This window comes from Sphingopyxis sp. FD7 (genome assembly GCF_003609835.1).
Classification (GTDB): domain Bacteria; phylum Pseudomonadota; class Alphaproteobacteria; order Sphingomonadales; family Sphingomonadaceae; genus Sphingopyxis.
In genome coordinates this window covers 123,606-136,330 of sequence record NZ_AP017898.1, presented here as the reverse complement: position 1 = coordinate 136,330, position 12,725 = coordinate 123,606, and the positions used below count along the sequence as shown (strand labels likewise).

Genomic DNA, 12,725 nt, shown 5'->3' with positions numbered 1-12,725 from the left:
CCAGCCCGTTCGGCCTGCGCCGCGTTGAACGAGAAGGCGGGCCATGGATGCTGAAACAAGTTCAGCATGACGAAGCAAAAGGCATCAGATTATGACGCACGCCACCCTCGCCATGACCGGCGCGACCGGCTTTGTCGGCGGCGCGACGCTCCGCCGCGCCATCGAGGCGGGCTGGCACGTCCGCGCGCTCACCCGCCGCCCGCAGCCCGCGCGCGAGGGCGTGACCTGGATCGCGGGTGCGCTCGACCGGACCGACAGTCTTGCCGAAATGGCGGCGGGCGCCGACGTCGTGCTGCACATCGCAGGCGTCGTCAACGCACCCGACCGCGCCGCTTTCGAGGCGGGCAATGCCGCCGCAACCGCGAACGTCGTCGACGCCGCGCGCGATGCCGGTGTGTCGCGCTTCATCCATGTCTCCTCGCTCGCGGCGCGCGAACCTGGCCTTTCCGACTATGGCTGGTCGAAAGAACGCGCCGAGGTGGTCGTTCGGGACAGCGGGCTCGACTGGACGATTGTGCGCCCGCCCGCGGTGTTCGGTCCCGGCGATACCGAAATGCTCGACCTGTTCCGCATGGTCCGCCGCGGCATCGCGCTGCTGCCTCCCAGGGGAAGAATGTCGGCGATCTATGTGGGCGATCTCGCCCGCCTGCTCGTCGCGCTCGCCGCCGACGACAGGGCGAGCATCGGCGAGGTCTATGAACCCGACGACGGCACGCCGGGCGGCTGGTCGCACCGCGGCTTCGCCCGCGCGATCGGCCGCGCGGTCGGCCGCGCCCATGTGCCGACGCTCGCGACCCCCGCGCTGCTGCTCAGGGCCGGCGGGCGGATCGATCGGTTCGTGCGCCGCGACCGCGCCAAGCTGACCCCCGACCGCGCCCGCTATATCGCGCATCCCGACTGGGTGGTCACCGAGGGCGCGCGCCCGCCCGCGACGATCTGGCGCCCCGAACAGGACACCGACGAGGCGCTCGCCGAAACGGTGCGCTGGTATCGCCGCGAAGGCTGGCTTTGATGCCCGACCCCGATCCCGACGACACCGCCACAACCCAATCGTCATCCCGGCGAAGGCCGGGATGACGGATTGAGGGAATATCGGCCGCCCATGCGCTCCCATCGCCCGCCCGTCGAAGCGTGCATTGCCAACGACCGGGCGCATCCCTAGATTTGACCGATGACCGACAGCACCGCGACCGCGCCCAACGATCCCGCCGGCCCCTGGGCCATCCCCGTCCGCCGCCCGCTGCCGGGCGAGGACAAGCCGCGCACCACGACCAGCTTCCCGCGCAAGGTCTGGAACCTGCTTGTCGGAATCAAGGATGCGCTGGCGCTGATTTTCCTGCTGCTTTTCTTCGTTGCGCTCTTCGGGCTGCTCGCGGGGCGCCCCAATGCGGGCCTGCCGGTCAGCGAGGGCGCGCTGCTGATCGAGCTTGACGGCATCGTCAGCGAACAGCCGGCCGAAACCGACCCCTTCGCGGCGCTGTCGGGTGGACCGCAGATCAAGGAAATCCGCACGCGCGATGTCGTCCACGCGCTCGAAACCGCGGCGGCGGACAAGCGGATCACCTCGGTCGTGCTCGACCTCGACCGCTTTCTTGGCGGCGGGCAGGTTTCGCTCGCCGAAATCGGCGCGGCGGTCGACAAGGTGCGCGCGAAGAAAAAACCGGTGCTCGCCTTTGCCACCGCCTATACCACCGACAGCTATCAGATCGCCGCCCACGCGAGCGAAATCTGGGCCGACAGCATCGGCGGCGTCGCGATCGCGGGACCGGGCGGGTCGCGCCTCTATTACAAGGGGCTGATGGATCGCCTCGGCATCACCGCGAACATCTATCGCGTCGGCACCTTCAAAAGCGCGGTCGAACCTTTCCTCCGCAGCGATCAGTCGCCCGAAGCGAAAGAGGCCAACCTCGCTTACGCCGGTGTCCTGTGGGACAATTGGCTGGCCGATGTGAAGAAAGCCCGCCCGGCGGCCAAGCTCGACGCCTATATCGCCGACACCCCCGGCGCCGTGCGCGCGGCGGGCAATGATCTGTCGAAAGCCTCGCTCGACGCGGGCCTCGTCGACAAGCTTGGCAGCCGCATGGCGTTCAGCCGCCGCGTCGCCGAGATCAGCGGCGCGACCGACGAGGGCAAGCCGTGGGAGTTTAACGCCATCCCCCTCGAAAACTGGGTCGCCGCGAACCCGCCCGAAGAAAAGGGCAGCGCGATCGCGGTCGTCCCCGTCGTCGGCGAGATCGTCGATGGTGAGGCGCCGACCGGCCTCGCGGGCGGCGCGACGATCGCCGAGCATATCCTCGACGCCGCGACCGACAGCGGCGTCAAGGCGATCGTCCTGCGCGTCGATTCGCCCGGCGGATCGGTGCTGGCGTCGGAAGAAATCCGCCAGGCGCTGCTCGCCGCCAAGGCCAGGAAGCTGCCCGTCGTTGTCTCGATGGCGAATGTCGCGGCGTCGGGCGGCTATTGGATCTCCACCCCCGCCGACCGCATCTTTGCCGAACCCGAAACGATCACCGGGTCGATCGGCGTGTTCGGCATCATACCCAGTTTCGATCAGGCGCTGGCGAAGATCGGCGTCAACGCCGACGGCATCGCAACGACGCCGCTGTCGGGCCAGCCCGACATACTGGGCGGGGTGAACGCGGAGTTCAACGCGCTGGCGCAGGCGAGCGTCGAGGATGTCTATGCGCGCTTCACCGGGCTGGTCGCCAAAAGCCGCAAGCAGCCGCTCGACAAGATCCTGCCGATCGCCGAGGGGCGCGTGTGGGCGGGCGGCACCGCGCGCCAGCTGGGCCTTGTCGACCAGTTCGGCGGCCTCCCCGATGCGCTCGCCGCGGCGGCGAAGCTCGCCAGGGTCGAGGGCGATTTCCACGCCAGATATTTCGAGGAAGAACCGAGCGAATTTTCCAAGATGCTCGCCAACTTGACGGGCGCCGGGGACGAGGAAGCCGCGGCGCTGCCGCGCGGCTGGTTCGGTATCGCGGCGATGAATCGCCAGCTTGCCGAACGGCGGCTGGTGCAGGATCTGACGATGCTCGCGCGGGCGGGGTCGATCCAGGCGGCCTGTCTCGACTGCCGCGCCTATCTGCCCGCCGTGCCGCGGCCGGACAAGCGCGAGGCGCAGGGTTTTCTTGCGACGCTGGCGCTGCTGTTGAAATAAAAAGGTAGATAGGCCGCGTGCCCCCCGCGAAGGCGGGGGCCCATCACCCGTCGGTGCGATTGCGAACTGTCAGGAGATGGATCCCCGCCTTCGCGGGGACACGGATAATTCCATGACGCTGCTATGCTGCGACGGTAGCCACCTCGCCGATATGCCCCGCGATCGCATCGGCGAGCGTATCGACCAGCGCGAGCGGCAGGTCGTGCCCCATGCCGGGGACCGTCATCAACCGCGCCCCCGCGATATTATTTGCCGTATCGCGCCCGCCCGCCAGCGGGACGAGCGGGTCATCCTCGCCATGGATCACCAGCGTCGGCGCCTTGATCGTCCGCAGCATCGGCCGCCGGTCGCCGTCGGCTACGATCGCCGCCATCTGGCGCGCAAAGCCCGGCGGATACCAGCCGCGCTCGAAATCGGTGCGGACGCGGCGCTGGAGCCGTTCCTCGTCGGGCGGATAGCCGGGACTGCCGATCACCCGCGCCGCGTTCACCGAATAGGCGATGAGCGCCTCCCTGTCGCCACTCATCGGCCGGTTGGCGAGCGCCTGCATCGCTTCCTTGCGCGCGCGCGGCAGGCGGCGGTTGCCCGTGGTCGACATGATCGAGGTCAGCGACAGCAGGCGATCGGGATGGCGCGCGGCGATATGCTGCGCGATCATCCCGCCCATCGACACGCCGACGACATGCGCCCGGCCGATGCCCAGATGATCGAGCAGGCCGATGCCGTCGGCGGCCATGTCGGCGAGCGTATAGGCGGGGCGCACCGGCAGGCCGATCGCCGCCTTGACGAACATCCATTTGAGGTTCGGCACCCCCGCCGCGTCGAAGCGCGTCGACAGGCCGACGTCGCGATTGTCGTAGCGGATGGTACGGAAACCGCGATCGTTGAGCGCCGCGACGAACTCGTCGGGCCACAGCGTCAATTGTCCGCCCAGCCCCATCACCATCAGGATCGCGGGCGCATCCTTCGGCCCCTTGTCCTCATAGGTGATGTCGATGCCGTTCACGGCCGCTTGCTCTGTTGTCATGCTGCGGAAATCCCCTGTCCTGTTTCCCGCATCATGGCGCGGTTGACGCGCACGTCAAGCTAGACCCTGGGACCGCGATAGGCGGGGAGCGCGAGCGACCAGTGGATCGCCGCGCCGCGCAGCGCAAAGCCCGCAAGCGCGCCGACGATCGCAGCCACCGGCGTGCCTGTGCCCAGCCAGATCAGCAGCAGGAACAGCCCCGACGCGAGCGCCGCGGCGGTCACATAGACTTCGGGGCGCACGATGATCGACGGCACGCCCGCCAATATGTCGCGGATCGTCCCGCCTACGCATCCGGTGATGACCCCCATCAGCAGCGCCGGGACGGGCGGCACGCCCCACGCCAGCGCCTTGGCCGTGCCGAACACGGCATAGGCGGCAAGCCCCACCGCGTCGGCCCATTCGAGCAATTGCCCCTGCCACCAGCGTTCGGGCGTCACCCACACGATCAGCGCGATCGCGATGCACACCGCGGCGATGGCGCCATCCTGCACCCAGAAGACCGGCGCGCCGATCAGCAGGTCGCGCACGCTGCCCCCGCCGACCCCGGTGACGAGCGCAAAGAAGGCCGCGGTCACCAGCGTCTGCCGCAGCCGCACCGCCATCAGCGCGCCCGACAGCGCAAAGACGCCGATGCCGATGAGGTCGAGCAGTCGGACGATCAGCGCATTGTCGAGCTCGAACAAGGCCGAAACCTATTTGGCCGCCGGGCGCACGCCGCCGATGATCGACAGCGTGATCGCGGTTACGGCGCCCCGGATCGCCGGTTCGGCCTTGGGCGCGAAAAAGGGCGAATGATTGGTCGGCGCGGGTTCGCCCCTGGCCTTGAGCGCGGCGAGCACGGCGGGGTCATAGCCGCCGATCCCGAAAAAGAGCGACGGCACGCCGGCATCGACGAACTCCGAATAATCCTCGCTTCCGGACATTGGCGTCGCGTCGGCGGGGGCAAAGACCAGCCCCTTGCCAAAAGCCGGTGCGAGCACGTCGGTCGCGGCTTTCGCCATCGCCTCGTCATTCGTCATTACGCCCGTGCCGCCGAGGTAACGGATCGTCGGTTCGGGCGCGCCCCCCATCGCCGCCGCCGACCTCGCGACGCGCGCGGTGCCGTCGCGGAGCAGCTTGCGCACTTCGGGCGACTGCGAGCGGAGGTTGACCTTCACTTCGGCCTGGTCGGGAATGATGTTGGGCGCGCTGCCCGCGTTGATCGCGCCGATGGTCAGCACGCCGAACGCCGCCGGATCCTTTTCGCGGCTGATGACCACCTGCGCGTCGGTGACGAAGCGCGCGGCGATGGGGATCGGGTCGATCGTCGCCGCGGGCATGGAGCCGTGGCCGCCGCGCCCGTGAAAGGTGATGGCATAGCTGTCCGACGCCGACGAGGACGGCCCTGCCTTGATCGCGACGACACCGGCGGGCAGGTTGGTGACATGCGCGGCAAAGCCGAAGTCGGGCTTGGGAAAGCGCGTGAACAGCCCATCGTCGAGCATCGCGCGCGCGCCGCTCAATGGTTCCTCGGCGGGCTGGCCGATCAGCATCACCGTTCCCGCCCAGCTGTCGCGCATCGCGCTCAGTGCCTGTGCGACCCCGACCAGATAGGCGACATGCGTGTCGTGGCCGCAGGCGTGCATCACGGGCACATCCTTGCCCTCATAGGTCGCGCGCGCCTTGCTCGCCCAGACAAGCCCCGTCTTCTCCTCCATCGGCAGCGCATCCATGTCGGCGCGCACGAGGATCGTCGGACCTTCGCCATTTTTGAGGATGCAGACGACGCCGGTGCCGCCGACCTTCTCGGTCACGGTAAAGCCCGCATCGCGCAGATGCTGCGCCAACAGGCCCGCGGTCCGCACCTCCTGCATCCCGAGTTCGGGATGCTGGTGCAGATCCTTGTAGAGTGCCTCGAGCGCCGGATAATTCCTGTCCAGCAGCGCGGTCAGCCGCGCCTGGGCCGCGCCCATGTCGGGCGCCGCCTGCGCGCCCGTCGCGGCGAGCGAGAGCGCCAGCGAAGCCGCTGCCCAGAGACCGTACTTCGCCATGAATCCCTCCCTCTTATGTTCGCGTCAGATGTGGATCGGCTTGCCCGTCACCGCCATCGCGGCTTCCTTGATCGCCTCGCTGTGCGTCGGATGCGCGTGGCAGGTATAGGCGATGTCTTCGGACGTCGCGCCGAACTCCATCGCCTGCGCCGCCTGCGCGATCATCGTGCCCGCGACGCTCGCAATGCACCATACGCCGAGCACGCGGTCGGTCCTGGCGTCGGCGATCACTTTCACAAAGCCGTCGGGTTCGTGGTTGGTCTTGGCGCGGCTGTTCGCGAGCATCGGGAACTTGCCGACCTTCACCTCGCCCTTTTCCCCGCCCGCCTTCTCAACGGCCTGCTCCTCGGTCAGCCCGACGCCGGCGATTTCGGGCCAGGTATAGACGACCGAGGGGATGACGTCGTGGTTCACGATGCCCGTCTGCCCAGCGATATTCTCGGCGCAGGCGATGCCCTCGTCCTCGGCCTTGTGCGCGAGCATCGGGCCCGGCACGACGTCGCCGATCGCCCAGATGCCGGGAACGCTCGTGCGGAAATCATGGTCGATCTCGATCTGCCCGCGCTGGTTGACCGTCAGCCCCGCCTTGTCGAGCGCGAGGCCGTCGGTGTTCGGCCGCCGCCCGATCGACACGAGCACCACGTCGGCTTCCAGCGTTTCGGCCGCGCCGCCCGCCGCGGGTTCGAGCGTCAGCACCGCCTTCTTGCCCTTCACTTCGGCCTTCGTCACCTTGGTCTTCAGCTTGAACTCGATGCCCTGCTTCTTGAAGATCTTGTTGGCTTCCTTGCGCACGTCGCCGTCCATGCCCGGCAGGATCTGGTCGAGAAACTCGACGCAGGTGACCTTGGCGCCCAGGCGGCGCCACACGCTGCCAAGCTCCAGCCCGATCACCCCACCGCCGATCACGACCATATGGCCCGGCACCTTGGCAAGCTCGAGCGCGCCGGTCGAATCGACGATCACCTGCTTGTCGTTATCGACTTCGACACCCGGCAGCGGGGTCACCGACGAGCCGGTCGCGATGATGATATTCTTGGCGCGATAGGTCTTGCCCGCGACCTCAACACTGTCTTTCGAAGTGAACTGCGCATAGCCCTTCAGCCAGTCGACCTTGTTCTTCTTGAACAGGAACTCGATACCGCCGGTCAGCCCCTTCACCGCATCCTTGCGCTGGCCGTGCATCGCGCCAAGGTCGAGCTCGGGCTTCACCTTGATGCCCATCGCCGCCATTGCACCGCCCGCCGCCGCCTCATAATATTCCGACGCATGCAGCATCGCCTTCGACGGGATGCAGCCGACGTTGAGGCAGGTGCCGCCCAGCGTCGCGCGCCCTTCGGCGCACGCGGTCCTGAGCCCCAGCTGCGCCGCGCGGATCGCCGCGACATAACCGCCGGGACCGGCACCGATGACAAGGACGTCATAGTCGTAATCAGCCATAACTCACTCCATATGCGTTCCTGCGAAAGCAGGAACCCAGGGCGTCAAAGAGAGAGCCTGTCGAACAAATCCAGCCATTGCGGATTATCGCGTTCGATCAGCTCAATTTTCCACGCCCGCTTCCATTTCTTCATTTGCAGTTCGCGCTTACGCGCTTGCTGAATATCGTCGAACGCTTCGTACCAGACCAGCGTGTGGCAGCCATATTTCTTGGTGAAACTTTCCACCACCTCATTGCGATGCTGCCACACTCGCGCCAGCAGATCGCTGGTAACCCCAAGATATAACGTGCCGTTCCGCGCACTAGCCATCAGATAGAGATAGCCCGGCCGAGTCATATCGCACTTCCGTGTTCCTGCGGAAGCAGGAACCCAGGGTTTGGTTGCGCCGTCATTGCTCTCCACCCTGGACTCCTGCGTTCGCAGGAGAACAGCTCAAATATCTCCTGCGTTCGCAGGAGCACATGTCATCACAGATCAATCAGCAACCGCGTCGGATCCTCGATCGCTTCCTTGATCGTCTTGAGGAAGGTCACCGCCTCGCGCCCGTCGATCAGGCGGTGGTCATAGCTCAGCGCCAGATACATCATCGGGCGGATGACGATCTCGCCGTTCACGACGACCGGGCGTTCGTCGATGCGGTGGAGGCCCAGCACCGCCGACTGCGGCGGGTTGATGATCGGGGTCGACATCAGGCTGCCGAACACGCCGCCGTTCGAGATGGTGAAGGTGCCGCCCGCCATGTCGTCCATGGTCAGCGTGCCCTCCTTGGCGCGCTTGCCGAAATCGCCGATCGTCTTTTCGATCTCGGCAAAGCTAAGCGCCTCGGCATTGCGGATCACCGGCACGACCAGGCCGCTGGGGCCGCTCACCGCGACCGAGATGTCCATATAATTATTATAGACGATCTCGTCGCCGTCGATCCGGCCGTTGACCGCCGGAATATCCTTCAGCGCCAGGCACGCGGCCTTGGTGAAGAAGCCCATGAAGCCGAGGCGGACGCCATGCTTCTTTTCAAAGAGATCCTTGTACCGCGCGCGCGCCTCGATCACCGCCGACATGTCGACGTCGTTGAAGGTCGTCAGCATCGCCGCGGTGTCCTGCGCCGATTTCAGCCGCTTGGCGATCGTCTGGCGCAGGCGGGTCATCTTGACGCGCTCTTCCTGGCGGCCGGGCGCGCCGCTGGCGGCAGGCGCCGCTGCGGGGGTCGAAGCGGGTGCGGCTTCGGGCGCGGCATTCGCCGCGGCAAGCACATCTTCCTTGGTCAGCCGACCGTCCTTGCCCGTGCCCTTGATCTTCGTCGGGTCGAGTCCGTGTTCGAGCACGAGGCGGCGCACCGCGGGCGACATGGTCGCGACCGTATCGACACCTTCGCCCGCGCCGGGCGCGGTCGCGTGGGGAACATGCGCCGCCGCCTCGGCCTTCGCCGGCGTGGGTGCCGCGGCCGCGCCGCCCGCTTCGACCGTCGCGATCACCGCGCCGACGTTCACCGTATCGCCGACCGCGGCCAGCTGCTGCCCCATCACGCCCGCGACCGGCGAGGGCACTTCGACCGCGACCTTGTCGGTTTCGAGGCTGGCGATCGGCTCGTCGAGCGCGACCGCTTCGCCGGGCTGTTTCAGCCATTCGCCGATCGTCGCTTCGGTAACGCTTTCGCCCAGCGTGGGAACTTTGACTTCGGTGCTCATCGCTTCTTCTCTTTCCGTGCCCCTGCGAAGGCAGGGGCGCATCATCAAAGGGTGGGAGATGGGCCCCTGCCTTCGCAGGGGCACACCCTATTATTCTACGCCTTGTTTTTCGCTCGCCTGATTTCCGCCCGTACCGACAGACCGAGCGCGTCGGCGACGAGCGCCGATTGTTCAGTCTGGTGGCGGCTCATCAGGCCGGTCGCGGGCGAGGCGGCGGAGGCACGGCCGGCATAGCGCGGACGCATCCCCTTCTTGCCCGCCTCGGCCAGCGCTTCCTCGATCAGCTCGCCCACAAAGAACCAGGCGCCGTTGTTGCGCGGCTCTTCCTGCGCCCAGACGACATCTTCCAGCTTCGGCATCCGCTTCAACCGAATGGCCAGGGCCTCGCCGGGGAAGGGATAGAGCTGCTCGATGCGGATCACCGTCGTGTCGGTCAGGCCGGCGGCATCGCGCGCTTCCATCAGGTCGTAACCGACCTTGCCCGAACACAGCACGACGCGCTTGATGTCGGCGTCAGCGGGCGGGGTGCGGTCCGACATGATGCGGCGGAAATGCGCGTCGCCGATGAAGTCGCTGCGCCGCGACACCGCCAGCTTGTGCCGCAGCAGCGACTTGGGCGTCATGATGATCAGCGGCTTGCGGAACGGGCGCAGCATCTGGCGGCGCAGGACGTGGAAATAATTCGACGGGGTCGAAATGTTGCACACCTGGATATTGTCGCCCGCGCACAGTTGCAGGAAGCGTTCGAGGCGCGCCGAGCTATGCTCCGGTCCCTGCCCTTCATATCCGTGCGGCAGCAGCATCACGAGCCCGTTGGCGCGCAGCCACTTGGCTTCGCCCGCGGCGACGAACTGGTCGATCATGATCTGCGCGCCGTTGGCGAAGTCGCCGAACTGCGCTTCCCACAGAACAAGGCTTTTCGGATCGGCCATCGCATAGCCATATTCAAAGCCGAGCACGCCATATTCGCTAAGAGGGCTGTCGAGCACCTCGAACCGGCCGTGCGGCACGGTGGTCAGCGGCACATATTTTTCTTCGCTCTTCTGGTCGACCCATACGGCGTGGCGCTGGCTGAAGGTGCCGCGCCCCGAATCCTGCCCCGACAGGCGCACCTGATAGCCTTCGCTGAGCAGGGTGCCAAAGGCGAGGCTCTCGGCGGTCGCCCAGTCGAACACCTCGCCATCCTCCTTGTCGGCGAACATCGCGGCGCGCGCGTCGATCACGCGGCGCAGCGTCTTGTGGACCTCGACATCGGCGGGGATCGTCGTCAGCGTGCGGCCGATCGAATCGAACAGCTTTTCGGTCACCCCGGTCGCGATGTTGCGGCGCGCATTTTCGGGGTCGGTGGGCGCATACAGCCCCGACCAGCGGCCCGCGAACCAGTCGGCCTTGTTCGGCTTGTAGCTTTTCGCCGCCTCGAAATCGCTTTCGAGCCGCGCGACGAATTCGGCGCGGCGCGCATCGGCCCAGCCCGGCTCGATCACGCCTTCGGCCTCCAGCTTCGCGGCGCAGAGCTGCGACACCGGCGGATGCTTGCGGATGCGCTCGTACATCAGCGGCTGGGTGAACGAAGGCTCGTCGCCTTCGTTATGGCCGAAGCGGCGATAGCACCACATGTCGATCACGACGTCGCGCTTGAACTGCTGGCGGAAATCGATCGCGAGCTTGCACGCAAAGGTCACCGCCTCGGGATCGTCGCCGTTGACGTGCAGGATCGGCGCCTGCACGCCCTTGGCGACGTCCGACGGATAGGGAGACGATCTGGCAAACTGCGGGCTGGTTGTAAAACCGATCTGGTTATTGACGATGAAATGGATGCACCCGCCGGTATTATAGCCCCGAATGCCCGAGAAACCGAGGCATTCCCAGACGATCCCCTGCCCCGCGAAGGCCGCGTCGCCGTGGATGAGCACGGGCAGCACCTGTTCATGCTTGACGAGGTCGTCGCGCACCACCTGCTGCGCGCGCACCTTGCCGAGCACGACGGGATCGACCGCCTCGAGGTGCGAGGGGTTGGGGACGAGCGACATATGCACCGAAATGCCGTCGAACTCACGGTCGGTCGAGGTGCCGAGGTGATATTTGACGTCGCCCGACCCGCCGATGTCGTCGGGGTTCGCGCTGCCGCCGGCAAATTCGTGGAAGATCACCTGATAGGGTTTCGCCATGACGTTCGCGAGCATGTTGAGCCGCCCGCGGTGCGCCATGCCATAGACGATTTCCTTGACGCCATATTGGCCGCCATATTTGATGATCGCTTCCATCGCGGGGATCATCGCTTCGCCGCCGTCGAGCCCGAAACGCTTGGTGCCGACATATTTGCGCGCGAGGAACTTCTCCCACTCCTCGGCCTCGATCACCTTCTTGAGGATCGCCTGCTTGCCTTCCCTGGTGAACTCGACGCTCTTGTCGGCGCCCTCCATCCGCTCCTGCAGGAAGCGCCGCTCCTCGACGTCGGAAATGTGCATATATTCAAGGCCGACATGGCCGCAATAATTGGCCTGCAAAATCGCGACAATCTCGCGCACCGTCGCCTTTTCCAGCCCCAGCGCGCCGCCGAGCCAGATCGGCCGGTCGAGATCGGCGCCGACGAAACCATGATACTCGGGAGTGAGGTCGGCGGGCAGCTCGCGCTGGCTGAGCCCCAGCGGATCGAGCGTCGCGGCAAGGTGGCCGCGTACGCGATAGGTGCGGATCAGCATCATCGCGCGGATCGAATCATTCGCCGCGCGCTCGACCTCCGCATTCGACAAGGGCGCACCCGCCTTCGCCGCCGCCGCCTTCACCGCGACCTGCATCTGCTGCGGATCGAGCGCGGCGGTCAAATCGTCGCTGTCGATCAGCGGCCAGTTCTTCGGCGCCCAGCTGGGGCCGGCCTGCGGCTCGTCGATGTCGAAGCTTTGTCTCTCGAGGTTCATAATCTCACACTCGCAGTGCCCATGCGAAGGCAGGGGCCTAATCTATCCGTATTCCCCCGCGAAGGCGGGGGCTCATTGCGCCCTTTCGTGGCCCCCAGCTTTCGCGGGGGAACACAAACCAGATCAAACTAGCGTTTCAAACAAGTCGGCCCATTCGGGATTGCGCTCCTCGATGCGGCTGATCTTCCACGCCCGGTTCCATTTTTTCATTCGCGCTTCAAACTGCCGGGCGTCATATATGCTCTCAAACGCTTCGAACCAGACCAGCAGCTTGCAGCCATATTCCTTTGTAAAGCCCTCGATCACGCCTTCGCGATGTTGCCAGACCCGCTGCGACAGATCACCCGTTACGCCGATATAGATGGTCCCGTTTCTCCGGCTGGCCATGATGTAGACATAGCCGGGTCGAACCATTCCCAAACTTCCCGTCCGTGTGTCCCCGCGAAGGCGGGGGCCCATTGCAACC

At 66.3% G+C, this 12,725-nt stretch carries 10 protein-coding genes; 2 read left to right on the top strand and 8 right to left on the bottom strand.

Translation table 11 applies throughout. From position 1 onward, the window contains the following. Positions 1-91: 91 nt before the first annotated feature. On the top strand, positions 92-1,012 hold the full coding sequence (locus SPYCA_RS00615) for an SDR family oxidoreductase (protein ID WP_232003421.1): 921 nt from the start codon (positions 92-94) through the stop codon (positions 1,010-1,012). Between the two features lie 159 nt (positions 1,013-1,171). Further along, positions 1,172-3,157 carry a signal peptide peptidase SppA gene (gene sppA / locus SPYCA_RS00610; RefSeq protein WP_120218545.1) on the top strand — a complete coding sequence of 662 codons (1,986 nt, stop codon included), beginning with the start codon at positions 1,172-1,174 and terminating at the stop codon, positions 3,155-3,157. A 121-nt stretch (positions 3,158-3,278) separates the two neighbouring features. Here sppA and SPYCA_RS00605 read toward each other — a convergent pair whose 3' ends face one another. The 8 genes from SPYCA_RS00605 to SPYCA_RS00570 all read right to left on the bottom strand — a co-directional run bounded on the left by SPYCA_RS00605 (position 3,279) and on the right by SPYCA_RS00570 (position 12,673). After that, entirely contained in the window at positions 3,279-4,184 is a 906-nt protein-coding gene (locus SPYCA_RS00605; protein ID WP_120218544.1) for an alpha/beta fold hydrolase, read from the bottom strand. Positions 4,185-4,243: 59 nt separating this feature from the next. Beyond that, on the bottom strand, positions 4,244-4,870 hold the full coding sequence (locus SPYCA_RS00600) for a trimeric intracellular cation channel family protein (RefSeq protein ID WP_120218543.1): 627 nt from the start codon (positions 4,868-4,870) through the stop codon (positions 4,244-4,246). A 9-nt stretch (positions 4,871-4,879) separates the two neighbouring features. Next, on the bottom strand, positions 4,880-6,217 hold the full coding sequence (locus SPYCA_RS00595) for an amidohydrolase (RefSeq protein WP_197715358.1): 1,338 nt from the start codon (positions 6,215-6,217) through the stop codon (positions 4,880-4,882). A 24-nt stretch (positions 6,218-6,241) separates the two neighbouring features. Continuing rightward, positions 6,242-7,654 carry a dihydrolipoyl dehydrogenase gene (lpdA, locus tag SPYCA_RS00590; protein WP_120218542.1) on the bottom strand — a complete coding sequence of 471 codons (1,413 nt, stop codon included), beginning with the start codon at positions 7,652-7,654 and terminating at the stop codon, positions 6,242-6,244. Positions 7,655-7,698: 44 nt separating this feature from the next. Continuing rightward, complete coding sequence (locus tag SPYCA_RS00585; protein ID WP_120218541.1) at positions 7,699-7,992, bottom strand: GIY-YIG nuclease family protein; 294 nt, start codon at positions 7,990-7,992, stop codon at positions 7,699-7,701. Positions 7,993-8,123: 131 nt separating this feature from the next. Further along, on the bottom strand, positions 8,124-9,341 hold the full coding sequence (odhB, locus tag SPYCA_RS00580; protein ID WP_120218540.1) for a 2-oxoglutarate dehydrogenase complex dihydrolipoyllysine-residue succinyltransferase: 1,218 nt from the start codon (positions 9,339-9,341) through the stop codon (positions 8,124-8,126). A 95-nt stretch (positions 9,342-9,436) separates the two neighbouring features. After that, positions 9,437-12,259: a 2-oxoglutarate dehydrogenase E1 component gene (locus SPYCA_RS00575; RefSeq protein ID WP_120218539.1), complete on the bottom strand. Its 2,823-nt coding sequence runs from the start codon at positions 12,257-12,259 to the stop codon at positions 9,437-9,439. A 123-nt stretch (positions 12,260-12,382) separates the two neighbouring features. Next, the gene (locus SPYCA_RS00570) at positions 12,383-12,673 is read right to left on the bottom strand and encodes a GIY-YIG nuclease family protein (RefSeq protein ID WP_120218538.1); all 291 of its coding nucleotides are present in this window, start codon (positions 12,671-12,673) and stop codon (positions 12,383-12,385) included. Positions 12,674-12,725: the final 52 nt, after the last annotated feature.